Source organism: Pseudomonas sp. ERMR1:02 (assembly GCF_002277815.1).
Taxonomy (GTDB): domain Bacteria; phylum Pseudomonadota; class Gammaproteobacteria; order Pseudomonadales; family Pseudomonadaceae; genus Aquipseudomonas.
Genome location: NZ_NKJI01000009.1, coordinates 182168 through 207376, shown reverse-complemented (window position 1 = coordinate 207376; position 25209 = coordinate 182168). Strand labels below are relative to the sequence as shown.

At 59.1% G+C, this 25209-nt stretch carries 19 protein-coding genes, 5 tRNA genes and 1 pseudogene; 7 read left to right on the top strand and 18 right to left on the bottom strand.

The features are described 5' to 3' along the window. Positions 1-78 precede the first annotated feature (78 nt). Positions 79-969: a LysR family transcriptional regulator gene (locus CES87_RS18170; RefSeq protein ID WP_128607205.1), complete on the top strand. Its 891-nt coding sequence runs from the start codon at positions 79-81 to the stop codon at positions 967-969. 66 nt (positions 970-1035) lie between these two features. Continuing rightward, positions 1036-4314, top strand: a complete 3279-nt coding sequence (locus CES87_RS18165) for a bifunctional diguanylate cyclase/phosphodiesterase (protein WP_128607204.1) — start codon at positions 1036-1038, stop codon at positions 4312-4314. Between the two features lie 188 nt (positions 4315-4502). Here CES87_RS18165 and CES87_RS18160 read toward each other — a convergent pair whose 3' ends face one another. The 10 genes from CES87_RS18160 to gltX all read right to left on the bottom strand — a co-directional run bounded on the left by CES87_RS18160 (position 4503) and on the right by gltX (position 10529). Then, complete coding sequence (locus CES87_RS18160) at positions 4503-4949, bottom strand: Hsp20 family protein (protein WP_128607203.1); 447 nt, start codon at positions 4947-4949, stop codon at positions 4503-4505. 131 nt (positions 4950-5080) lie between these two features. Beyond that, a complete protein-coding gene (locus tag CES87_RS18155; RefSeq protein ID WP_128607202.1) occupies positions 5081-6040 on the bottom strand; it encodes a tRNA-dihydrouridine synthase in 960 nt (319 codons plus the stop codon). Between the two features lie 170 nt (positions 6041-6210). Continuing rightward, positions 6211-6648, bottom strand: a complete 438-nt coding sequence (locus CES87_RS18150; RefSeq protein ID WP_128607201.1) for a thioesterase family protein — start codon at positions 6646-6648, stop codon at positions 6211-6213. 48 nt (positions 6649-6696) lie between these two features. Continuing rightward, positions 6697-7530, bottom strand: a complete 834-nt coding sequence (locus CES87_RS18145; protein WP_128607200.1) for an alpha/beta fold hydrolase — start codon at positions 7528-7530, stop codon at positions 6697-6699. Between the two features lie 29 nt (positions 7531-7559). Further along, the gene (locus CES87_RS18140; protein ID WP_128607199.1) at positions 7560-8099 is read right to left on the bottom strand and encodes a TetR/AcrR family transcriptional regulator; all 540 of its coding nucleotides are present in this window, start codon (positions 8097-8099) and stop codon (positions 7560-7562) included. Between the two features lie 184 nt (positions 8100-8283). Further along, positions 8284-8359 (bottom strand) — tRNA-Glu (locus CES87_RS18135). 80 nt (positions 8360-8439) lie between these two features. Then, positions 8440-8515, bottom strand: a tRNA-Ala gene (locus CES87_RS18130). A gap of 53 nt (positions 8516-8568) precedes the next feature. Further along, a tRNA-Glu gene (locus CES87_RS18125) sits at positions 8569-8644 on the bottom strand. A gap of 79 nt (positions 8645-8723) precedes the next feature. Further along, positions 8724-8799: transfer RNA gene (locus CES87_RS18120), tRNA-Ala, on the bottom strand. 248 nt (positions 8800-9047) lie between these two features. Next, a complete protein-coding gene (gene gltX / locus CES87_RS18115) occupies positions 9048-10529 on the bottom strand; it encodes a glutamate--tRNA ligase (protein ID WP_128607198.1) in 1482 nt (493 codons plus the stop codon). A 230-nt stretch (positions 10530-10759) separates the two neighbouring features. Here gltX and CES87_RS18110 point away from each other — a divergent pair, with 230 nt between their 5' ends. Together CES87_RS18110 and CES87_RS18105 are read left to right on the top strand one after the other, a co-directional pair. Beyond that, positions 10760-11848, top strand: a complete 1089-nt coding sequence (locus CES87_RS18110; RefSeq protein ID WP_128607197.1) for an HlyD family secretion protein — start codon at positions 10760-10762, stop codon at positions 11846-11848. Between the two features lie 49 nt (positions 11849-11897). Beyond that, positions 11898-13388, top strand: coding sequence for an MDR family MFS transporter (locus tag CES87_RS18105; RefSeq protein WP_178081439.1), 1491 nt, complete (start codon positions 11898-11900; stop codon positions 13386-13388). 104 nt (positions 13389-13492) lie between these two features. Here the strand turns inward: CES87_RS18105 and uvrB are convergent, their stop codons facing one another. After that, positions 13493-15508, bottom strand: a complete 2016-nt coding sequence (gene uvrB / locus CES87_RS18100; RefSeq protein WP_128607195.1) for an excinuclease ABC subunit UvrB — start codon at positions 15506-15508, stop codon at positions 13493-13495. Positions 15509-15915: 407 nt separating this feature from the next. On the opposite strand from uvrB, the gene CES87_RS18095 reads away from it, so the two are divergent. After that, complete coding sequence (locus tag CES87_RS18095; protein ID WP_128607194.1) at positions 15916-17112, top strand: amino acid aminotransferase; 1197 nt, start codon at positions 15916-15918, stop codon at positions 17110-17112. Between the two features lie 318 nt (positions 17113-17430). On the opposite strand, the gene CES87_RS18090 is transcribed toward CES87_RS18095, so the two are convergent. Continuing rightward, a complete protein-coding gene (locus tag CES87_RS18090) occupies positions 17431-17889 on the bottom strand; it encodes a transposase (RefSeq protein ID WP_128607193.1) in 459 nt (152 codons plus the stop codon). 515 nt (positions 17890-18404) lie between these two features. On the opposite strand from CES87_RS18090, the gene CES87_RS18085 reads away from it, so the two are divergent. Continuing rightward, complete coding sequence (locus tag CES87_RS18085; RefSeq protein WP_128607192.1) at positions 18405-18605, top strand: hypothetical protein; 201 nt, start codon at positions 18405-18407, stop codon at positions 18603-18605. On the opposite strand, the gene CES87_RS18080 is transcribed toward CES87_RS18085, so the two are convergent. After that, positions 18602-18832 carry a hypothetical protein gene (locus CES87_RS18080; protein ID WP_128607191.1) on the bottom strand — a complete coding sequence of 77 codons (231 nt, stop codon included), beginning with the start codon at positions 18830-18832 and terminating at the stop codon, positions 18602-18604. The genes CES87_RS18085 and CES87_RS18080 overlap by 4 nt on opposite strands. Positions 18833-19059: 227 nt before the next feature. On the opposite strand from CES87_RS18080, the gene CES87_RS18075 reads away from it, so the two are divergent. Continuing rightward, positions 19060-19135 (top strand) — tRNA-Asn (locus CES87_RS18075). 61 nt (positions 19136-19196) lie between these two features. Here CES87_RS18075 and CES87_RS18070 read toward each other — a convergent pair. From CES87_RS18070 to CES87_RS18050, 5 genes and pseudogenes are all read right to left on the bottom strand, one after another. Further along, complete coding sequence (locus tag CES87_RS18070; RefSeq protein WP_128607190.1) at positions 19197-19778, bottom strand: hypothetical protein; 582 nt, start codon at positions 19776-19778, stop codon at positions 19197-19199. Between the two features lie 195 nt (positions 19779-19973). Continuing rightward, on the bottom strand, positions 19974-21491 hold the full coding sequence (locus CES87_RS18065; protein WP_128607189.1) for a nucleobase:cation symporter-2 family protein: 1518 nt from the start codon (positions 21489-21491) through the stop codon (positions 19974-19976). A gap of 388 nt (positions 21492-21879) precedes the next feature. After that, on the bottom strand, positions 21880-22707 hold the full coding sequence (locus CES87_RS18060) for an arylamine N-acetyltransferase (protein ID WP_128607188.1): 828 nt from the start codon (positions 22705-22707) through the stop codon (positions 21880-21882). 112 nt (positions 22708-22819) lie between these two features. Then, a complete protein-coding gene (xth, locus tag CES87_RS18055; RefSeq protein ID WP_128607187.1) occupies positions 22820-23614 on the bottom strand; it encodes an exodeoxyribonuclease III in 795 nt (264 codons plus the stop codon). Between the two features lie 518 nt (positions 23615-24132). Beyond that, positions 24133-25092, bottom strand: a pseudogene (locus CES87_RS18050) (DUF1254 domain-containing protein); the annotation flags it as partial. Positions 25093-25209: the final 117 nt, after the last annotated feature.

The window sequence follows — 25209 nt, the reverse complement described above, 5'->3', positions numbered from 1 at the left end:
AGGCTGATCCTATGGGGTTACATTAAATAACTCAAATTCATATTTTTCATGCTTTGGATAACCAACTGGAATACATCCATGGACCTGGCCAATCTCAATGCCTTTATTGCCATCGCCGAGACGGGAAGCTTCTCTGGCGCGGGCGAGCGGCTGCATCTGACCCAACCGGCCATCAGTAAACGCATCGCCGGGCTGGAACAGCAATTGAAGGTGCGGTTGTTCGATCGGCTGGGCCGTGAAGTCGGCCTGACCGAGGCCGGCCGCGCCCTGCTGCCCCGTGCCTACCAGATTCTGAACGTCCTCGATGATACGCGCCGCGCCTTGACCAACCTCACGGGTGAAGTGACCGGTCGTCTGACCCTCGCCACCAGTCACCACATCGGCCTGCACCGTTTACCACCTTTATTAAGGGAGTACACCCGACGCTACCCTGACGTCGCGCTGGACATTCAATTTCTCGATTCTGAAGTGGCCTACGAGGAAATCCTGCATGGCCGTGCGGAATTGGCGGTCATCACCCTGGCGCCGGAGCCCCACGCACTGGTCAAGGCCACGCCGGTGTGGGACGACCCGCTAGACTTCGTGGTCGCCCCCGAGCACTCACTGATCAACAACGGCAGGGTCAGCCTGGCGGACATCGCACGACATCCGGCGGTATTTCCCGGCGGCAACACCTTCACCCACCATATCGTCCAGCGCCTGTTCGAAGCCCAGGGCCTGACGCCGAACATCGCCATGAGCACCAACTATCTGGAAACCATCAAGATGATGGTGTCGATTGGCCTGGCCTGGAGCGTCTTGCCGCGCACCATGCTCGATGAACAAGTTGCACGAATACCCTTGCCGGGCATACAACTCTCTCGCCAGCTAGGCTATATCCTGCACACAGAACGGACGCTGTCGAATGCCGCGCGGGCCTTCATGGCCTTGCTGGATGCTCAAATCGATCTGCCAGGGACTCAAGGCTAACTTGTGCTACTCCTATAGAGCCGCGAAATCCTGCGCCAAATGCTTAATTCAGCCTAAGGCTTGCCAATGCCGAAATCTGTTGACCGTATTCCGCCGATGCCGCGTATTCAGGCACTTGACCCCAAGCGTTCCGAACAGAGTTGGGAAAGTGCCCCACAATTGTTGGCCGCCCTGAACGGCGCGCGTCTGGGCGCCTGGTATTGGGACATCGAGCGCGGGCAGATCAGTTGGTCGCGGGGTACGCAGGCGCTGTTCGGCTTCGATCCGCGGCAACCGTTGCCTGCCGATCTGGAATACCTCGACTTGCTGCCCCCCGAAGACCGGGCAAAAACCGTGCGCGCCTTCCACGCGGTGATCGCCGGCGCACCGCTGGAGCAAGCGATGCACCACCGCATTCGCTGGCCCGACGGCAGCCTGCATTGGCTGGAAATCAACGGTAGCCTGCTGCCGGACAAACACGGTCGGCCACGGATGATCGGTGTGATCCGCGAAATTACCCACCAACGCCAGCGCGAACAGGCGTTGAGCAGCTCGGAAAAGCGCTTCGCCACGCTGTTTCATTTGTGCCCGAACATGGTCCTGCTGACCCGTCAGGAAGACGGTCTGATCACTGAAGCCAACCAGTATTTCGAAAGCCTTTTCGGCTGGCCGGTGCAGGACGCGATTGGTCGCACCACTTTGGAACTGGGGCTGTGGGTACACCCCGAACAACGGGCGGAACTGGTCAAGGCCACCAAGGCCAAAGGCGAGTTGACCAGCATGGAGGTGCAGTTTCGCGCCAGCAACGGCCAGATCCACGACGGCATCCTTAGTGCGCAAAAGGTCGAACTCGAAGGTCAGCCCTATCTGCTCAGCACGTTCCTCGACACCACCGAGCGCAAAGCCGCCGAGCACGCATTGAGAGACAGCCAGGAACGCCTCGATCTGGCCCTCGATTCGGCGCAACTGGGCACCTGGGACTGGCACATTCCCAGCGGCATGCTCTACGGCTCGGCCCGCGCCGCCCAGCTGCACGGAATGGAGGCCAAACCTTTCCATGAATCCTTCGAAGAGTTTTTCGAAGGTGTGCCCGGCGATGAACGCGACACCATGCGCGACGCCTATCGCAGCCTGCGCGAAGGCCCGGCCGGCAACTACCAGCTGACTTATCGCGTACAACTGCCCGACGGCAGCTCGCGCTACCTGGAAAGCCGTGCCCGGCTCTATCGCGATGAAAACGGCGTGCCGCTGCGCATGGCTGGCACCCTGCTCGATATCACCGATCAGGTCGAGCGCGAGCAACAGCTGGTGGCCTCCGAAGAGAAATTCGCCACCCTGTTCCAGGTCAGCCCGGACCCGATCTGTGTGACCCGCCAGGACACCGGGCAGTTCATCGAGATCAATTCCAGTTTCACCCAGACCTTCGGCTGGACCACTTGGGACGTAATCGGTCGCAGCGCCGATGAAATCGGTCTGTGGGACGCCTCGGCGAAAAGCCTGCAGCGGATCGAACAGGTAATACGCGAACAAGCGCTGAACAATGTGGCGATCATTGTCCAGCACAAGGACGGGCAATTTCTGACCTGCGTGATATCCAGTCGCCAGATCAGCGTCGGCGACCAGCCGTGCATCGTCACCACCTTGCGCGACATTACCCAGCAGCAACGTTCGGAAGCGGCACTCAAGGCCAGCGAAGAAAAGTTCGCCAAGGCGTTCCACTCCAGCCCCGACGCCATCACCATCACCGAACGCGACACCGGACGCTATCTGGAGGTCAACGACGGCTTTTGCCGCCTGACCGGTTATCGCGCCGATGAAGTGATCGGTCGCACGGTGTATCAGCTCGGGATCTGGGCCGAAGAGAAACAACGCTCGGCGTTGCTAGCCGAACTGCAGATCAAGGGCCGTGTTCATCATCAGGAAATGCTCGGGCGCAACAAGCGCGGCGAGTTGCTGACCGTCGAAGTCTCGGTGGAGCCGATTACCCTCAACGAAACCGCGTGCCTGCTACTGACCGCGCGGGACGTCAGCCTGCTGAAAAACGCCGAGGCGCAGATCCGCCACCTGGCCTACCACGATCCGCTGACCAACCTGCCTAACCGCGCACTGCTGATGGATCGCCTGAGCCAGCAGATTGCCCTGCTCAAGCGCCACAACTTGCGCGGCGCGTTGATGTTTCTCGATCTCGACCACTTCAAGCACATCAACGACTCGCTCGGCCATCCCGTCGGCGATACGGTACTGAAAATCATCACCGCGCGCCTAGAGGCCAGCGTGCGCATGGAAGACACCGTCGCGCGCCTGGGCGGTGACGAATTCGTGGTGCTGCTCAGCGGCCTTGAAGGTTCACGCAACGACGTCAGTCTCCAGGTGAGTGAGTTGGCCGACACCTTGCGCGAACTGCTGTCCGAGCCGATGTTTCTCGACGGGCAGCGCCTGCAAGTGACGCCGAGTATCGGTATCGCGTTGATTCCCGATCACGGCTCCACGCCGACCGACCTGCTCAAGCGCGCCGACATCGCGCTGTATCGCGCCAAGGATTCGGGGCGCAACACCGCGCAGATGTATCACAACACCATGCAGAAGGCCGCAAGCGAGCGCCTGCGCATGGAGACCGATCTGCGTCTGGCGCTCTCCCGGGGTGAGTTTCGCGTGCACTACCAACCCCAACTCGACGCCCGAAATAACCGCATCGTCGGCGCCGAAGCGCTGGTGCGCTGGAATCATCCGGAACTCGGCACGCAATCGCCCACCGAGTTCATCAAGGTGCTGGAAGACAGCGGCTTGATACTGGAGGTTGGCACCTGGATCGTCGACGAAGCCTGCCAGGCCTTCAGGCACCTGATTGCCAATGGCCTGGTGGACCCGCTGGATTTCAGCCTGTGCGTGAACATCAGCCCGCGGCAATTTCGCCAGAATGATTTTGTCGAGCTCATCGAAGAAAGCCTCGCCCGCTACGGCTTGCCTTGCTCGATGCTCAAGCTGGAAATCACCGAAGGTATTGTCATTCAGAACCTGGAGGACACCATCAGCAAAATGCGCCGCCTGAAAAAGCTCGGCGTGAGCTTTGCCATGGACGACTTCGGCACCGGTTACTCATCGCTCACCTACCTCAAGCGCCTGCCGGTCGACACCCTGAAAATCGACCAGTCGTTCATTCGCGACGCTACCACCGACCCCAACGACGCCGAGATCATCCGCGCCATCGTCGCCATGGCCCGCAGCCTGGAATTGAAAGTGATTGCCGAAGGCGTGGAGACGCCGGAGCAGCTGGAGTTCCTGCAAGGGCTTGGTTGTCACTTCTATCAGGGGTATTTGCACAGTAAGCCGTTGCCAGTGGAGGAGTTTCAAAAGCTGCTGAGGTAATGAACACAATCGCTGTAGGAGCCGGCTTGCTGGCGATGAGGGAGCAACAGTCGACAACCCTGTCGCCTGACGAACCGCTATCGCCAGCAAGCCGGCTCCTACAGGTCTACCTCCAATTGCGTGCTTTCCTGATGTAAACCCGAGGCGCAAAAAAAGGGCGCCAATGGCGCCCTTCTTGATGCTCTGACTTAGTGTTGCAAAGCCGGCTTTTGCGTCCCGTTGATCGGGATGCGCTTGGCTTTCGCCTCTTCCGGGATCACTCGCAGCAGGTCGATGCTCAACAGACCGTTGCTGAGACCGGCGGCCTTGATTTCGATATGGTCTGCCAGACGGAAGGACAGTTTGAAGGCTCGCTGGGCGATGCCTTGATGCAGGAAGGTCACGCCTTCGCTGGCATCACGTTTGCCGCCACTGATGGTCAGCACCCCCTTCTCCACTTGCAGCTCCAGGTCTTCCTCCTGGAAACCGGCCGCCGCCACGACGATGCGGTATTGATCGTCACCGTGTTTCTCGACGTTGTAAGGTGGGTAGGTGCTGCCTGGCTCGTTGCGCAGGGCGGTTTCGAACAGGTCGTTGAAGCGATCGAAACCGACAGAGGAACGGAACAGTGGTGCCAGGGAAAATGCAGTAGTCATGATTCAAAATCTCCTGAAAACAATCAGCAAGGTTTATGTCTCCGCGACCCGAATTCGGCATCGCGTAACCCTTAGATAGGGACCGCTGATTGCTTTTCAAGAGATTATTTTCAGATTTTTTTCATCAAACTTCAGGCTGCTTCAGCCACCTGCAGACCCAGCAGACGCGAAACATGATCAAGTTCCGTCTCACGACGCAGGACAGTGAACAGCTCTACTGCCTCGGGATAATTGCGAGTCAGCATCGCCAGCCACTGCTTCAAGCGACCCGGCGATTGGCGTGGCGTCATCTGCGCCTTGGCCTGCAGCCAGAAATCCTGAATCAGCGGTAGCAACTCGGCCCAAGTCATCTCGACGACCTCTTCACCGGCCCGCGCCGCAGCGATTTGCCGGGCCAGATCCGGACGCGAAACCAGGCCGCGGCCAAGCATGATGTCCTCCACGCCGCTGATCTCGCGGCAACGGCGCCAGTCTTCGACACTCCAGATATCGCCATTGGCAAACACCGGCACCTTGACCACGTCCTGCACCCGCGGAATCCACTCCCAATGCGCCGGCGGTTTGTAGCCGTCGGTCTTGGTCCGCGCGTGAACCACAATGTGTTCCGCGCCGCCTTCAGCCAGGGCCGTGGCGCACACCAGCGAACCGTCAGGGCTGTCGAAGCCCAGGCGCATTTTGGCGGTCACCGGAATGTGCGCCGGAACGGCGCGACGGACATGCTCGACGATCTGGTTCAGCAGCTCAGGCTCTTTGAGCAACACCGCGCCGCCACGGGACTTGTTCACGGTCTTGGCCGGGCAGCCGAAGTTCAGGTCGATAACCTCGGAACCCAACTCGCAGGCAAGCGCAGCGTTTTCCGCCAGGCAAACCGGATCCGATCCCAGCAACTGCACGCGCAGCGGCACGCCGGATGCGGTGCGGGCACCGTTCAGCAGTTCAGGACCGAACTTGTGGAAATAGGCAGGCGTAAGCAGCTGATCGTTGATCCGAATGAATTCGGTCACGCACCAATCGATACCGCCCACACGGGTCAGTACGTCGCGCAAGATGTTGTCGACCAACCCCTCCATGGGCGCCAAAGCAATTTGCATGAAAAACACACTCAACGAAAAACGTGCGGCAGTTTACTGGTTTCGGCGGGTAGAAGGTATTTCGTCAGACGGGGCGGTGACGATTTTGCGGGCGCCTTCGCGGGCAAGCCTCGCTCCTACAGGGATCGGTGATGGCCTGTAGGAGCGAGGCTTGCCCGCGAAGATAGCGATCAGGTCGTGAGTTGTAATGCCGGGCCATAACCCTCGATGAACTCCGCCGGCATGCGCTTGGGCTTGCCCGTGGACAGCTCGATGCAGACAAAGGTGGTTTGCGCACGCAGCAACGTCGAATTATCGCTGGGGCGCTTCAACTGGAAGTGGCGGGTCATTTTCAGGCGCTGGTCCCAATCGACAATCCAGGTCGCCAATTGCAACTCATCGCCTTCATAAGCGGCCGCCAGGTAATCGATTTCGTGCCGCACAACGGCCATCGCCCGGTCCAGCCGACGATATTCGACCAGATCCAGGCCGAGGCGCTGGGAATGACGCCATGCACAACGTTCGAGCCAGGTCACGTACACCGCGTTATTGGCGTGCCCCAGCCCGTCGATATCCTCGGCACCCACTTGCAGATCAATGATAAATGGCGTTGCCCGATCCCAGCCCATGCCCCACTCCCGGTCAGATTATTTCGACCGGGGCAGTGTACCGGATGCTCAGGCCGATTGGCGCGATTGCAGACTGCGACCGGCCAACAGTGATAACACGCCATCAATCACCCGGGGATCAGCGAGCACCCGCTGATGACCGCCCTCTTCCAGGCGCAACAGGCGGCTGTCGAACCAGGCTTCGTGGATCGCCTGCGACTCTTTGACTGAAACCTGTTTGTCGTCCTCGGCATGAACGATCAGGCCGGGCATGTCGAGTTGATAGTGCGCGACATCCAGCGTGGCAGCACGCATGCCAACGTCCTTCTCGACCTGGCGAATGAACGCGGAGCGGGCCTTCGGAGGCAATCCCACATAATGGGCGAAACCGCGCAATACACCGAGAATCCGCGCCGGCGCGGCGATGGTGACCAGGGTTTCAGTGCGCAAGCCCAATTGCACGGCAAGCATGGCACTGGCGCCACCCATGGAGTGACCGATGACGGCTTGCAACGGTGGCAATTCAGCGGCGGCTTCGAGCATGGCGCGGGCGAACAACGCTACATTCGCCTCGGTGCCGGGAGAGCGACCGTGTGCCGGGCCATCAAGGGCTACCACGGTGTAACCGGCATCGACCAGCGCGGTGATGAGACTGGCAAATTGTGTCGGCCGACCTTCCCAGCCGTGCATCAGCATCACCGTCGGCCCCTGCCCCCAACGCAACGCCGAGAGGCCGAAACGCAAAGTGATCCGTTCGGATTTGGCCAGGAGCGGCATTTCCCAGTCACGCGGTGGAAAATCTCGCGGCGTCATGAACGCCAGTCGCATTTTGCTTGCGACCAGTTTTGGAGCAAACCAGCCCAAGGTGCCATTAACGCCACGAACCCACTTCAACGTGCTCATCGCTCTTTCTCCCAAGGCTAGCCTTCAGGTCAGCGCACCGCCGACTTGGCAGCGCGTAGCAATCGATCGGATAAATCACCTGGTCCCAGCGCCCGTGCCAGCGCCAGACCGCCCACCATCAAGGCTATGTCGGCCAAGGCTTTGTCGGTGTCTTCAGGACTGGCCGCCAACTGCGCGACCATCATTTCCAAGTGCTCGTTCAGCGCAATGCGGAACGTCTCAGGCAGACGTCCGAGTTCACCGATCGAGGCCGGGATCGGGCACGCAGACTCGCTGGAATCACGGTGCTTGCGCGACAGGTAGAACGCAGCGACCAGGGTGCGACGCTCTTCACCGGTCAACTCGGCATCCATGTCGGCAATCAGGTCACGACGACGACCCAGCAATTGCTTGAACGCCTCCAGCATCATCGCGTCCTTGCTTTCGAAGTGCGCATAGAAGCCGCCGACGGTCAGGCCGGCTGCGCCCATCACTTCGCCCACGCTCGGATCGGCCGGGCCGCGCTGAATCAGCGCTGTGCTGGCGGCCTTGAGGATGCGTTCGCGGGTTTGAGCTTTTTTATCGTTCATCGTTGCCTCCGAATATTACGACTAGAATATTATTCTCATAATAATTTTCTGCAAGCCGTGGATGTGACCGCTGGTCTGAAGAACAGTTTGAAAGAAATGGGGGGATTTGGCCAAACGCCAGACAAACAAAAGGGCCATTCAATAATTGAATGACCCTTATAAAATCCCGCAGAGCGGGTAATCGTGGCGTCCCCTAGGGGACTCGAACCCCTGTTACCGCCGTGAAAGGGCGGTGTCCTAGGCCACTAGACGAAGGGGACACAAACCCTTCTATACAACTGATCAGTGCTGAGAGCTGATCGATTCAAGGCCGGTGTGGCCAGACCTTGAACTGTAAAATTGGTGGAGCTAGACGGGATCGAACCGTCGACCTCTTGCATGCCATGCAAGCGCTCTCCCAGCTGAGCTATAGCCCCAGATTTTTCGCCTCGCGGCGGAGCGACATCTTGCAACATCGCTTCTGTAAAACTGGCGTCCCCTAGGGGACTCGAACCCCTGTTACCGCCGTGAAAGGGCGGTGTCCTAGGCCACTAGACGAAGGGGACGCAAACCCTTCTATACAACTGATCAACGCTGAGTGTTGATCGCTTCAAGGCCGGTGTGGCCAGACCTTGAAGTGTAAATTGGTGGAGCTAGACGGGATCGAACCGTCGACCTCTTGCATGCCATGCAAGCGCTCTCCCAGCTGAGCTATAGCCCCTCATCGCTGAGGACGGGGCGAATCTTAAGGGCGTATCGAAAGCCTGTCAAACTTATTTTTCAAAATATTTAAAATTTTTTGCCGACATAACAATCACTTACCGCCCTCCCCCGGAATCCCGGGGATGTATTCGCCCCTGCAGGAGCCAGGCTTGCCGGCGAACTAGACGCTGCGGTGTGTCTGCTGCACCGCGTCATCGCTCTTCGCGGGCGAGCCTCGCTCCTACAGGCGAAACAGGTGCGCGCGGGTCAGGCGATGTTGCCCAAGAGCTTTTCCCACTCTTTGTTTTCTTTCTTCGACACGCCGCCCAGCAGGTCGATCGCCTGGCGCAAGCGGAAACGGGTCAGGTCCGGACCGAGGATTTCCATCGCATCGAGCACCGATACCGAGCTGGCCTGCCCCGTGATCGCCGCGAACATCAGCGGCATGGCATCACGCAACTTCAGCTCAAGGGATTCGACCACTGCCTGGATCGTCGCGGTGATGCTGTCCTTCTCCCACTGACGCAGGCTTTCCAGCTTCCACAGGATCAACTGCATCAACTGACGCACCTGATCGCCCGAGAGCTTCTTCGATTCAAACAGTTTGGCGTCCGGATTGACGCCACCAGCGAAGAAGAACCCGGCCAGCGGTGCGACCTGGCTGAAGGTTTCAACCCGGCCCTGCACGTGCGGCGCGATCTTCATCATGTATTCAGAATTCAACGCCCACTTCTGCACGCGTGCGGCGAACTCTTCTACCGGCAGGTCGCGCAGCCACTGGCCGTTGAGCCAGGACAGTTTCTCGATATCGAAAATCGGCCCTCCGAGGGAAACACGCTTGAGGTCGAAGTGATCGACCATCTCCTGCAAGGAGAACTTCTCGCGCTCGTCCGGCATCGACCAGCCCATGCGGCCCAGATAGTTGAGCATGGCTTCCGGCATGAAGCCCATGCGCTCATAGAACGTCACCGAGGTCGGGTTCTTGCGCTTGGACAGCTTGCTCTTGTCCGGGTTACGCAGCAGCGGCATGTAGCACAGCTCCGGCTGTTCCCAGCCGAAGTATTCGTACAGCAGGATCAGTTTCGGCGCCGATGGCAGCCACTCTTCACCGCGCAGTACATGGGTGATGCCCATCAGGTGGTCATCGACCACGTTGGCCAGGAAGTACGTCGGCAGGCCGTCGGTCTTCATCAAGACTTGCATGTCCATGCGATCCCACGGGATTTCGACATCGCCACGCAGCATGTCCGGGACCACGCAGACGCCTTCGCTCGGCACCTTCATGCGGATCACGTGTGGCTCGCCAGCGGCGAGGCGGCGCGCGACTTCATCCGCGGACAGCAGCAGCGCGCGACCGTCGTAACGTGGGGTTTCGCCACGGGCCATTTGTTCGGCGCGCATCTGATCCAGTTCTTCAGCGGTGCAGAAGCACGGGAAGGCATGGCCGAGCTCCACAAGCTGCTGGCAGTACTTCTGATAAATATCGCCGCGCTCGCTTTGACGGTATGGACCGTGCGGGCCGCCGACATCCGGGCCTTCGCTCCAGTCGATGCCCAACCAGCGCAGAGCGTCGAAAATCTGTTGTTCGGACTCGCGGGTCGAACGCAATTGGTCGGTGTCTTCGATCCGCAGGATGAACTCACCGCCGTGCTGCTTGGCAAAGCAGTAGTTGAACAATGCGATGTAAGCGGTACCTACGTGGGGGTCCCCGGTAGGCGATGGCGCGATGCGAGTGCGGACGGTGGTCATGGCATGTCTCGAAAAGAATAAAAAGCGAAATCAAACAAGGCGCGAATGGTAACAGGCGCAGCCCGCCCGGCTCCAGTGAACAGGGCATTTAAGCCAAGGTTGCGTCTACAACGCCCGTATGGCGCGGTGAATGGCCGAATATCAGCCGATGGCATTTACCATTTATCGGCTGTATGCCAGATTCACCTGCTGATAACTTTCCTTACATATTCTCGACTACAGTTTGCCCCATGCCTGCCCAACTCAAGCGTCGCCTGTTTACGTTCCTGATGATTGTCCTGCTGATAGCCGGGGGCTTTTTTGCCCAATGGTTTTTCAAGGGACGGTTTTATGAAAGCACTGACAACGCCTATGTCCAGGGCGAAATCACCCGTGTGTCGAGTCAGTTGGGCGCGCGCATCGATCAAGTGCTTGTGCAGGACAACCAGCACGTCGAGAAAGGCCAGTTGTTGATAAAACTCGAAGGCGATGACTTTAACCTCGCCGTCGACCGCGCCAACGCGACTCTCGCAACCCGCCAGGCCGAACGCCTGCAAGCCCAGAGCAAACTGACCCAGCAAGCCAGCCTGATTGCCGCCAGCGACGCGCAAGTTGCCTCCACCCAAGCGAGCCTGAGTCGCTCGCAAATCGACCTGGCCCGCGCCCAGACCCTGCGCAAACCCGGTTACGTCTCGGAAGAACGGGTGACCACCCTCTCCGCCGACAACCACATCGCCCGATCGCAACTGAGCAAAGCCCAGGCGGATGCCCAGGGTCAACGTCAGCAAGTCAACGCGTTGACCGCCGAAATCAAACGCCTCGACGCGCAGATTGCCAACGCCAGAACCGATCTGGCTCAAGCCGAACTGAACCTCACCCGCAGTGAGATCCACGCGCCCATTAGCGGCCTGATCGGTCAGCGCGCCGCCCGCGAAGGCCAATACGTGCAGGCCGGTGCCTACTTGCTGTCGATAGTGCCCGATGAAGACATCTGGATTCAGGCCAACTTCAAGGAAACCCAGATCGGCCGTATGCAACCTGGTCAGAAAGCAGAACTGACTTTCGATGCCTACGGCGACACGCCGATCGAAGCGCGGGTCGACAGCCTGTTCGCCGCCTCGGGTGCGCAGTTCAGCCTGTTGCCGCCGGACAATGCCACGGGCAACTTCACCAAAGTCGTACAGCGGATTCCGGTAAAACTGACCTTCGCCGCCGACAATCCGCTGCGCGGCAAGATCCGGCCGGGCATGTCCGTCACCGCCAAAGTGAACATCAAGGACGCGCCTGAAGTTGTCACTGCCAAGGTGAACAGCGAAGACACCCCAGACGATGGCCGGTGATCAACTGATCCGCCCCGTCGGGGAACCGACCCGGCGGGACTGGATCGCGGTGATGAGCGTAATGCTCGGCGCCTTCATGGCGGTGCTGGACATCCAGATCACCAACTCATCGCTCAAGGATATTCAGGGCGCGCTGTCGGCGACCCTCGAAGAAGGCTCGTGGATTTCCACCTCGTACCTGGTGGCGGAAATCATCATGATTCCGCTGACTGCATGGCTGGTGCAGCTGCTGTCTGCCCGCCGCCTGGCGGTGTGGGTATCCCTCGGTTTTCTATTCGCCTCGCTGCTGTGCTCCATGGCCTGGAGCCTGGAGAGCATGATTGTCTTCCGCGCCCTGCAAGGCTTTACCGGCGGCGCGCTGATTCCACTGGCGTTCACCCTGACCCTGATCAAACTGCCCGAGCATCACCGCGCCAAAGGCATGGCCATGTTCGCGATGACCGCCACCTTCGCTCCGTCCATCGGCCCTACACTCGGCGGCTGGCTGACCGAGAACTGGGGTTGGGAATACATTTTCTACATCAACATACCGCCCGGCCTGATCATGATCGCCGGGCTGATGTACGGCCTGGAGAAGAAAGAAGCGCACTGGGAACTCCTGAAAAGCACCGACTACGCAGGGATTGTCACCCTCGGCGTCGGCCTCGGCTGTTTGCAGGTGTTTCTGGAGGAAGGCCATCGCAAGGACTGGCTCGAATCGGACCTGATCGTGACACTTGGCAGCATCGCGCTGATCAGCCTGATCACCTTTGTAATCGTGCAGTTTTCCAAGCCCAATCCGTTGATCAACCTCGGCATCCTTGGTAACCGCAATTTCGGTTTATCCAGCATTTCCAGTGTCGGAATGGGGGTCGGCTTGTACGGCTCGATCTATCTGTTGCCGCTCTACCTGGCGCAGATTCAGAACTACAACGCCCTGCAAATCGGCGAAGTGATCATGTGGATGGGCGTGCCACAGCTGTTTTTGATTCCGCTGGTGCCCAAGCTGATGAAATATGTCTCGCCGAAATGGCTGTGCACGGTGGGCTTCGGTCTGTTCGGCCTGGCGAGTTTTTCTTCGGGGGTGCTGAACCCGGACTTCGCCGGGCCGCAGTTCAATCACATCCAGATTATCCGCGCGCTGGGCCAGCCGCTGATCATGGTGACCATCTCGCTGATCGCCACTTCGTACATCCTGCCCAAGGATGCGGGTTCAGCATCGAGCCTGTTCAACATCCTGCGCAACCTCGGCGGTGCCATCGGCATCGCCCTCCTCGCCACGCTGCTGGATGCGCGAACCAAGGTCTACTTCGACTACTTGCGCGAGTCCATTGTGCCGAGCAACCCGCAGGTGGCCGAACGCCTGGCGTCCTTGACCGACAGGCTGGGCAGCGAAACCGCGGCGCTGGGCAAGCTCAGTGAAATCGCCCACCAGCAGGCGTCGATCATGGCCTACAACGATGCGTTTCATTTTGTCGGGATTGCGCTGGGGATCAGCATGTTGGCGGTGTTGTTGACCAGGACATTGCCGGCGGGGCTCAAGGCTGGCGAAGCACATTAAGACCGTGCTGCAGCCTTCGCGGGCAAGCCTCGCTCCTACAGGGCTCGGTGATGACCCGTAGGAGCGAGGCTTGCCCGCGAAGAGGCCCTATCAGGCGCTAGAGATCAAACTGTGATCAACCGCTCCCGCAACTTGGTTATCTCGTCGCGCATCTGCGCCGCGGCCTCGAACTCCAGGTCGCGAGCGAGTTGGTACATCTTCTCTTCCAACGCCTTGATACGCTTGGCTACCTCGCCAGGCGAGCGCAGTTCGGCTTCGTATTTGGCGCTTTCCTCGGCGGCCTTGGCCATGCCCTTGCGCTTCTTGCTGCGCGAGCCCGGCACGGTGGCGCCTTCCATGATGTCGGCAACGTCCTTGAATACACCTTTAGGCGTGATGCCGTTGGCCAGGTTGAAGGCAATCTGCTTGTCGCGCCGACGCTCGGTTTCGCCGATCGCCCGCTCCATGGAACCGGTGATGCGATCGGCATACAAAATCGCCCGGCCATTGAGGTTACGCGCCGCCCGGCCGATGGTCTGGATCAGCGAGCGCTCGGAACGCAGGAAGCCTTCCTTGTCCGCATCGAGGATCGCCACCAGCGAGACTTCCGGCATATCCAGACCTTCGCGCAGCAAGTTGATCCCCACCAGCACATCGAAGGTGCCGAGGCGCAAATCACGGATGATTTCCACCCGCTCCACGGTGTCGATGTCCGAGTGCAGGTAACGCACCCGAACGCCGTGGTCGGCCAGGTAATCGGTCAAGTCTTCGGCCATGCGTTTGGTCAGCGTGGTGACCAGTACGCGCTCCTCGAGCGCCACACGCTTGCCGATTTCCGACAGCAAGTCGTCGACCTGAGTCAGCGCAGGGCGGATCTCGATTTGCGGGTCCACCAGGCCGGTCGGCCGCACCACCATATCAATGACACGCCCGGCGTGTTCGGCTTCATAGTTGCCCGGTGTCGCCGAAACGAAGATCGTCTGCGGGCTGATGCTTTCCCATTCGTCGAAACGCATCGGCCGATTATCCAGCGCCGACGGCAGGCGAAAACCATATTCCACCAGCGTCTCTTTACGCGAACGGTCACCTTTATACATGGCCCCGACCTGCGGCACGCTGACGTGGGATTCATCGATTACCAGCAAGGCGTCGGCCGGCAGGTAGTCGTAAAGGGTCGGTGGAGGTGCGCCGGCTTCACGGCCGGACAGATAACGCGAGTAGTTTTCGATACCGTTGCAGTAGCCCAGTTCGAGGATCATCTCCAGGTCGAAACGGGTGCGCTGCTCCAGACGCTGGGCTTCCACCAGCTTGTTGTTGGAACGCAGGTACTCCAGGCGCTCCTTCAACTCGACCTTGATCCCTTCGACGGCGCCCATCAGGGTTTCCCGTGGCGTCACGTAGTGGCTTTTCGGGTAGAAGGTGAAACGCGGCAGCTTTCGAATGACTTCGCCGGTCAGCGGATCGAACGCCGACAGACTTTCCACTTCATCATCGAACAGCTCGATGCGGATCGCTTCAAAATCGGATTCCGCCGGGTGGATATCAATCACGTCGCCACGCACGCGGAAAGTCGCCCGGGCGAAATCCATGTCGTTGCGGGTGTATTGCAGATCGGCCAGACGCCGCAGCAACTCACGCTGATCCAGCTTGTCGCCGCGATCCACGTGCAACACCATTTTCAAATAGGTTTCCGGACTGCCCAGCCCGTAAATGCATGACACCGTGGTGACGATGATCGCGTCCTTGCGCTCCAGTAACGCCTTGGTCGCAGACAGGCGCATCTGCTCGATGTGGTCGTTGATCGAGGCGTCCTTCTCGATGAAGGTGTCGGACGACGGCACGTAGGCTTCGGGCTGGTAGTAGTCGTAGTAGGAAACGAAATACTCCACCGCATTGTTCGGGAAGAACGCCTTGAATTCGCCGTACAGCTGCGCGGCCAGGGTCTTGTTTGGCGCCAGCACCAAGGTCGGACGTTGCACTTGGGCGATTACGTTGGCGATGCTGAAGGTCTTGCCCGAGCCGGTCACACCGAGCAACGTCTGGTGCGCCAACCCGGCTTCGATGCCCTCGACCATCAGGCGGATGGCTTCCGGCTGATCGCCGGCAGGCTCGAAACGGGTGACCAGCTGAAATTCAGACATGCATACCTCTCGGTTCTCGGAGCGTAGTTCTCGGAGCGTAGTTCTCGGAGCGTAGTTCTCGGAGCGCGGTTCTCGGAGCAGGGAATCGCGCCTGCGCAGTCAAACCGGCAGAAACGAGAACGGCCGCAAACGACGCACGTCGCCCGAGGAAAAAACTGGATTGTGCTCAATGTGGTGTCGATTGCCCGCGCTTTCAAGACAAACGTCCTACATCCCATGAAGTCTTTGATGCGGCCAATCGACTAACGATCGAAAAATAATCGGAAAAACTTACCCAAAAAGCCGAATCGTCTGTCGCCATCAATCGCCGATGGCCTCTATACTAGCTCCCCGTTTGTGCACCGCTCTAGTGCATTCGGCTGGAGCGCCACACGTCCCTCCACTCCCCATTCAGAGCCGCCGCAAAAATGAGCCTGTTCTCCGCTGTCGAAATGGCACCACGCGATCCAATCCTGGGCCTCAACGAAGCATTCAATGCCGATACCCGTACTGACAAAGTCAACCTGGGGGTCGGTGTTTACTGCAACGAGGAGGGGCGAATTCCACTCCTGCGCGCCGTTGTCGAAGCCGAAACGATTCGCGTCGCTCAACACGCTTCCCGTGGCTACCTGCCAATCGACGGCATCGCCGCCTACGACCAGGCCGTGCAAAAACTGCTGTTCGGCAATGATTCGCCACTGATCGCCGCTGGCCGGGTCATCACTACCCAAGCCGTTGGTGGTACTGGCGCACTGAAAATCGGTGCCGACTTCCTCAAGCGACTGCTGCCGAACGCCGTCGTTGCGATCAGCGACCCGAGCTGGGAAAACCATCGCGCGCTGTTCGAAACCGCCGGTTTCCCGGTGCAGAACTACCGCTATTACGACGCCGCGACCCACGACGTGAACCGCACCGGTCTGCTGGAAGACCTGAACGCCCTGCCTAACGGCTCGATCATTGTGCTGCACGCCTGCTGCCACAACCCCACCGGCGTCGACCTGAGCCCGGCGGATTGGAAAAACGTTCTGGAAACCGTGAAAGCCAAAGGTCACGTGCCGTTCCTCGACATGGCCTATCAGGGCTTTGGCGATGGCATCGACGAAGACGCCGCTGCCGTGCGTCTGTTCGCAGAATCGGGCCTGACCTTCTTCGTTTCCAGCTCGTTCTCCAAATCGTTCTCGTTGTACGGCGAGCGCGTTGGCGCCCTGTCGATCGTCAGCGAATCGAAAGAAGAAAGCGCGCGCGTACTGTCGCAAGTCAAACGCGTGATCCGCACCAACTACTCCAACCCGCCGACCCACGGCGCAAGCATCGTTGCTGCTGTACTCAACAGCCCGGAACTGCGCGCCCAGTGGGAAGCCGAACTGGCCGAAATGCGCCTGCGGATTCGCGGCATGCGCACCCAGATGGTTGAGCTGCTGGCGAAAAACGCACCGCAACGCGATTTCAGCTTCGTCGGTCGTCAGCGCGGCATGTTCTCCTACTCCGGCCTGACAGTTGAGCAAGTGACCCGTCTGCGCAACGAGTTCGGCATCTACGCCCTGGACACCGGCCGTATCTGCGTTGCCGCGTTGAACCAGAGCAACATCAAGGTCGTAACGGATGCGATCGTTCAGGTGATCTGAACCGCGCCGTAATATGAAAAACGGGAAGCCTTCGGGCTTCCCGTTTTTTTGTGCCCCAGATAATTCTCAAACCGCCAACCAAGCCCTCTAAACTGCACACATCTACATTGTAGGAGCCGGCTTGCTGGCGAAGAGGCCGCAACAGTCACCATTGATGGCGGCTGGTCAATCGCAATCGCCAGCAAGCCGGCTCCAGGTTTGGTCGCGTCCACAAAATCATTGAGTACGCGTTTTTTGTAATTGGATGGACTCGCCCAAGCCAAGGCGGTCGTGAGTAGTGCGGCGCCAATGAAAACGCCCTCGCCAGCAATCCGGCATCTATATCCATATGGCATCCCACAACGAATAGTCATGAACGCGTCTGACCAAGCCTGCACGCAACGGGTTGGCGATGATGTAACGGGCCACAGTCAACAGATTTTCTTCACGGCGGATAGCGCGATCGTGGAAACCTTTTTGCCAAAATTTGCCCGAGCGACCCAAGTAGGCATTGATCTCCCTCGCGCTGCGCGATTTGGTTGCAAGCATCAATTCCGGCAGCGTGCTGTTCTGGAGTTCGACCAGCCAGTGAAAATGGTCGGGCATCACCACCCAGGCTAGCGATTCTGCCCGTCCTTCTGTGCGGGCCAGACGAAATTGATCCACCACCAAGCGTCCCGCTCGCCAATCGCGGAACACCGGTTCACGCAGGTGGGTCACGGCGGTAAGCAGGTAAATTTGTCCAGATTGGGAATGGCGACCGGCGCGCAGTTGGTTGGCGTGGGAACGAGTGGGCAATCCTTTGCCCTCCTGTTTAGGTAGAAAGAGCTAAGGCTAGGTGTGAAGATGACGTAACGTCGTAAAAGTCTAGGTCCAGATGTGTACGTGCCGCTTTCGCCAGCAAGCCGGCTCCTACAGGATTGGTGGCGTCCACAAAATCATCGTGTGTACGCATTTGTGTAGGAGCTGGCTTGCCAGCGAAGGCGGCCGTGCGGCATGCAGCGCCAATGAAAAAGCCTTCGCCAGCAAGCCGGCTCCTACAGGTGTTGTGTACACCCGAGAATTCTGACGAGAGCCCCCATGAAAATCGATGACCTACGCGCTGACTGCGATGGGTCGTGACGGATGCGCCCCAGATAATTCTCAAACCACCAACCAAGCCCTCTAAACTGCACACATCTACATTGTAGGAGCCGGCTTGCTGGCGAAGAGGCCGTAACAGTCACCGTTGATGGTGGCTGGTCAATCGCAATCGCGAGCAAGCCTGCTCCTACAGGTGTTGTGTACACCCGAGAATTCTGACGAGAGCCCCCATGAAAATCGATGACCTCCGCGCTGACCGTGATGACCTGGATGACTTCACCCCCCGCACCCCGGCCAAACGCGGCAACAACCTGGTGATGCAAGTCGCTGCCGGCGTGTTTCTCGGCGGTCTGGCCTTATGGCTGGTGCAATTGGGCGCCACGGCGCTTTACGCCAAACTGATGCTCGGAACGATTACTTTCGGCGGTTAGGCCAGTTCGGTCGCGCGCAGACTGGCGGCATCGTCAAAGGCAACGTACAGCGATTCAGCGACCTGGCTCTTGATCGCTTTGGTGCTTTCCAGGCCCAGGACAAAACCTTCGGCCTTGCCCCCTGCGCGGTTCAATTCGTGCGCATTACTCGCCTGAGTAATCGCGTCGAACAACTTCTCGGCGTGCGGGCCGACACCTTTGGGCAGGCTGATCTGGGCGATGCTCATGCGAACACCTCGTTGTTTCCATATGTGGCAGTTGGGTGAGTCATGGCGCGTACCTTTTCGGCGAATGGCCGGTAGCGCGTGTAACCACTTCCGGGCGGCCATGGTAGACCCCTGAGGCAGTTCTGGTAACCGCCAATCACCGATAAACCACCGTCCGTCCCATTGAATCGGCCCATTTGCTATCAGATGCTTGACTTCTCTTTTTGAATCAGTAACATAGGCGCCATTCCGCGATAGCTCAGTTGGTAGAGCAAGTGACTGTTAATCACTGGGTCCCTGGTTCGAGTCCAGGTCGTGGAGCCAGACAGCAATATCGAAAAGCCCCTGAATCGAAAGATTCAGGGGCTTTTTTGTGGGCAATACCCTAAGACCAATGCGGGTTATCAACGCTCAACTGGACGACCTTCTTACGGCTGCGTGAAAAGATGAAGGTGCAGGTGACTGTCCAGGGCGGTTGTGTTGCGCCAGCCAGGCGCTCCATTTCCACCGGCTTCATGCTCAAGTGGCAAATCCCTCGGGTCTCGATACTCACCCCTGGCGCCAATGAATACGGCAATATCGTTCCTTCCTGCAGGCCAACAGGGCCAGCGCCAAAGATGGCTTTGGCAGTACGAAATATTTCGCCGCCCTTGCTGACCTTGAGTTCGACGTCCTCCAGCAGCTCCTCAACCTCTCCGGTGTTGGTCACGCGGGCATTCAACGAAAACGACCACAACGCGTTGTACGTTCCAGCCTGTTCGGCATCCGCCGACATCCAGACTTCCAGCACCTTGCACTGCGCCTTGCCCTTGCCTGGTGCCAACAAAGCCACTAAAGCTGCCGACACCGACAGAACACCGATTACGGCCACCGCATCGCTCAGCGGCCAGTTCATGGCGCCCATCACCGCTGGAATCATCAAAATCAGCACCACCGTGATGGCAAGGCACAGCAGTATTCGCTTCATTTGCACATCCGCTAATCATGCAACCAGATCGTTGAAGGTTTCCCTGAATTAACAGCGTAGTGAATTTCCTCCCACCGCATCGCCCCATGCAAAAAGGGCAGAGAGGATACGATCCCCCCCTGCCCTTTCGTTTCTTAGCAATGACAGTGCCAGCTGTCAGCTGTCAGCTGTCAGCAAACGACCTGTTCAGCAACATCAAACATGCTCACTGCTCTTGGCCAGCACCGGTCGCGGGTCCACAGTGCCATGCGCCGATTCCACCACCGGAATCTCCTTGCCATCGCAGTCGTGCAGCTTGCCGTCGCTGAAGTAATCCCCTTCGCGCAGCGCCGCCAGATCCTGATAGCGCAGAACCCGTTCGGTACCCGCTGCAAACACCGACTGCTGGTCGGAGTTACCGGCCGTGAGGTGGTTGAAGGTCAGGTTCAATACGATGGCCATGATCGCCGAGGAGCTGATGCCCGAGTGGAAGATTGTGGCGAACCAGCTTGGGAAGTGGTCGTAAAAGTTCGGCGCAGCGATCGGGATCATGCCGAAGCCGATGGAGGTGGCGACGATGATCAGGTTGACGTTGTTGCGATAGTCGACCTTGGACAGCGTACGAATGCCGCTGGCAGCCACGGTGCCGAACAGCACGATCCCGGCGCCGCCGAGGACGGAGGTCGGCACCGCAGCGATCACCCGGCCCATGAATGGCAGCAGGCCGAGAATCACCAGGAACAGACCGCCGGTGGCCACCACAAAACGACTCTTGATGCCGGTGACCGCCACCAGCCCGACGTTCTGGGCGAAGGCACTTTGGGTGAAGGAGCCGAAGATCGGTGCGATCATGCTCGACAACATGTCGGCACGCAGGCCGTTACCCAGACGCTTGGAGTCGACCTTGGTGTCGATGATCTCACCGACCGCCAGGATGTCCGCCGAGGTTTCCACCAGGGTTACCATCACCACGATGCACATCGACAGGATCGCGGCGAAGTGGAAGGTCGGCATACCGAAGTGGAACGGCGTCGGGAAGCCAAACATCGGGCCTTGAGTAACGGACGAGAAATCCGCCATGCCAAGGAACACCGCGATGATCGTGCCGATGACCATCGCCAGCAGGATCGACAGACGGGAGATGGTCGCGCTACCGATTTTGCTCAAGAACAGCACCAGCACCAGCGTCACCGCAGCCAGGCCGATATTGGCCATGCTGCCGAACTCCGGGGAATGGCTGTTGCCGCCCATGGCCCAGCGTGCAGCCACCGGCATCAATGTCAGGCCGATGGTGGTGATCACGATCCCCGTGACCAGCGGTGGAAAGAACTTGGTGATTCGCGAGAACACCGGCGTTATCAGCAAGCCGATCAGGGACGCCGCAATCACCGCCCCCAGAATCGACTGAAACCCGCCCTCACCGCCGCTGCTGACAATCGCCACCATGGTCGCGACACCAGAGAACGACACGCCCTGCACCAGTGGCAACTGACAACCAAAAAACGGTAAGCCCAGGGTTTGCAGCAACGTGGCCAGCCCCCCCGCAAACAATGAAGCAGCAATCAACAAACCGATGTCCGCCGGCGACAGCCCGGCAGCCTGACCAATGATCAAAGGCACCGCGACGATGCCGCCGTACATGGTCAGAACATGTTGCAGGCCGTAAGCCATATTCGCGCCGATCCCGAGGTTTTCGTCTTCAGGCCGTTGGTGTGAAACATGGGGCGTTTTCATGTTAGGGGGTTCCCTGGTTTTTGTTATGCGCACACTGTATTCAATACTCAGGACAAATGTCTATAGAGTTGTATACAACTTGCCATTCAAATTATGAACGGTTGGCCATGCAGACTGTGTGCCACTGCGCATCAAACCTTGAAATACATCCCCCATCAACAACACACTGCGTCGGGCACTGTTGACTGAACAAGTTGCAGAGTCCGCAACTGCCGGGCACCTCAAGAAGGGGATCACGACTCCCGAGTTGAAAAGCCTGGAGAAAAAACTCTCGGAAGCCCTCAGAGAAATTCACCGCGTGATGGAGCCTGAAGCTCGACCCTAGACCCGATGCAAAAAGGGGCAGATTGATTCAATCTGCCCCTTTTTTGTGTGCACGATGTAATGCCTATTGCGGCTCGATCAAGCGCTCAAGCGTACGTACCAATGTCGCATGGGCCGGCACCCGAATGCCGAATTCGCTATCCAGCAATGCAATCAGTTCCCGCACATCGGCCACCTGCCGACGTTCGCTGTCGCGGCCCAGGCGATGGATCGCAAAATTGCCGTTGTTGAGGGTACGTCGCCACCCTTCCCCGGTCCGCGCCACCATCAGCTGCCTTGCGAAGGATGATTCGGGATGGGTCGAGACGTACCAGTTGCCGACGGTGTAATCGATGTCCTCCTGGCGTTGCAGGTCGAAAATGTACATCGCGCGCCACTCTTCCCCGACCTTGGCGCGCAGGGTGTAGCCATCGGTGTGTTGCTCGATGCGATACGGTTCGTGGGGAGTGAGTTGTTCGGCCCTGCTATCAAGCAACAGCGGCGCGGTAGGCACCATGCCACCGAAGCCGACGTCAGTGATGTAGCGCTCGCCGTCCAGGGTCACCAGGCTCAAACGGTGCGTGCGGGCAGTCCATGCGCCTTCGGGTTGGCCCATGACCACGCGACCGCTTATAGCACGCGCGTCAAAACCCAGTTCTTGAAGCAAGGCCAGGTACAGATTGTTGAGTTCGTAGCAGTACCCGCCGCGCCCGTCGTGCAGGACTTTGCGCTCTACCGATGGCAGGTCGATCAGCACCGGTTCGCCCGACAGCGTGGTGAGGTTTTCAAACGGGAAAGCGCCGGTGTGGCGCAATTGAAGCTGACGCAAGGTCTCCAGGGTCGCCGCCGGGGGCGCATCGAAGCCCAGACGTTGCAGGTACAGCGTACGGTTCGTCAGGCGTGGCTCGCTCATCGTTCAGTCCTTATGTACGCAGGCTGCGGATCGCTCCGCCAATGGGCGCTATGTATAAGGGATGAACCGCTGCCGCTGACAATTGATTTAGCCAATCGCCCTGCGGGAAAAATCAATGACGCTTGCGCGAGCCGAGTTGAATCCAGGTCGGCGCATGATCACTGGCATGCGGTTCGTTGCGCACCCACGCATCGACGCCAGCGTCCTGCAAGTAAGGACTCAGCGCCGGGTTGAGCAGCAGATGATCGATACGCAACCCCGAGTTCTTCTGCCAGTGCTGGCGGAAATAATCCCAGAAGGTGTAGAGCCGATCCTGCGGATACAGATGTCGCAGCGAATCGGTCCAGCCCTGATCCAGCAGACGCTGATAACACGCGCGGCTCTGCGGTTGCAGCAACGCGTCCTTGAGCCAGGAGCGCGGGTTGTAGATATCCAGATCGGTGGGGACCACGTTGTAGTCACCGGCCAGCACCACGGGATGATCGCTGCTTTGCAGCGCCTGCGCGTAGCGGATCAGCCGCTCGAACCACGCCAGTTTGTAATCGAATTTCGGTCCCGGCTGCGGGTTGCCATTCGGTAGGTACAGGCAGCCCACCAGCACCCCATGCACGGCGGCTTCCAGATAGCGACTTTGACTGTCACCTTCATCGCCCGGCAATCCTCGCCGACTCTCCAGCGGCTGCGCATCCCGCGCCAGAATTGCCACCCCGTTCCATGACGTCTGCCCTTGCCAGACCGCGCCGTAGCCTGCCGCCTCAAGCTCGGAGTCGGGAAAGGCACTGTCGACCGACTTGAGCTCCTGCAAACAGGCAATGTCCGGTTGTTCGCGCTCAAGCCAGGTCAGCAGGTTCGGCAGACGGGCGCGCATGCCGTTGACATTGAAGGTCGCGATTCGCAGCTTTTTCATGGCCACCGGTCCGTTTGGCTGGGTGTTCAGGTTGTGACCTCGAAGCCGCTCGGTGGTTGCGTCGGCTGATGTAGGAGCGAGCTTGCTCGCGATGGCGGTGTATCAGATAACTTAAACTTTGACTGACTCACCCTCATCGCGAGCAAGCTCGCTCCCACAGGGTTATCGACAGGCCATGGAGTGGTGAATGGTTTCCCCCGAGATAACAGCCACTCGTCATGCAAGCGGCACCAGCCCCCTCGGGCGGCAACGCTGGCGATGGCGGCGCCACGGGGTCATCAAGCGGCAGTGCAGGCGGCGCCAGCGGCTCTGGCTCAGGTTCGGGCGCTGGTGGTGGCACCGGTTCGGCGGGCGGTGGAACCGGGGGTGCCGGTGGCGGAACGGGCAGCTGAACGCGTAAAGGCGGCCGATGGTAAGTCATCGTCGCCTGCTTCAATTGCCCGGCTTCTACTATTGGATGGCTACATCTGCTTGACCGGCGGCGGATCCCACTTGCCGTTCAACGCTTCGGCCTTCGGCCCGTACAGACGCATGATTGACCAGCCGTTGACCACCCGCGCCAGGGTTTCCACTTTCCACTTCATCAGTGCCTGCGCTTCTTCAGGCACGGTTTGCAGCGCAGCCTTGATTTCAGGGTCAAGCGCGTCCATGTCAAACGACTTGCCGGGCTCGATGCCGATCCGCTCGATCTGCGCCAGCATCGGTTGATCGGTACTGTGGGCCGGATGCATTTTGAGCAATTGGGCAGCGTAGGCGAAGTACCTGGCTGCCGACATCGTGTCGACCTGGATTTTCGGCGGGGTCTTCATATCCACGGCTGGGTCGACCGTGACGCTGACCGACTCAGCGCTTTTGCCCAGCCGCGACAAAGGCGTCACGGTGTAGCCGGCCTGGATCTTGTGCACAGCTTCGTAGTCCGCCGAACCGTCGGTTTTGGTGCGGCCGATAACCCAGACATAAGGCGTCGGCGCCGGCAGATGATTCAAACCGGCAGGCACCGTGCCGGTCCAGCCTGGTGGTGTCACCAAAAACTGCGAGGCGTTGGTGCCTGTGGTGCGCCAGCCCGGTGAGGCGAACACATCGCTCCACATATCAAGCATTGGCAGCAAGTAGAAGCGCCCGGAAGTGTCCGGCGCAGCGATCACCAGCGGCTCCTTGGTCAAGTCGAGCCAGGCGATGGAATACAGGGTGTCGAAATTCGAACGCACCACGCCTTTGACATTCGCAGGTGGATACTGCGGCACGTTCACAAACGTATTCATCGGTCCTTTATCGAACTCCTTGACCGGTTCGATGTTGGTGGACTGCTGGCGGGTGATGTCCATGGTCAGCAGCGGGTAGAAATAGATATAGGCTTCAACACCAATGGTGTGAGCTTCTTCGAATGTGACTTTCGATTGCGCCTGACTGACCAGCGGAAAGATAGCGCAGGCTGCAACGGTCAGAACAACGGCTGTCAATGCTCGAGATATCAACATGTTGGTGATCGTCCGTACGTTTGGGAGACCTGCCGCAGTGGGCAGAGCTAACGGAACTTTAGACGATCAATTGAACGGACTCTGACAGGCAGACAGTCGGCTCGCCGGGGTGTTACG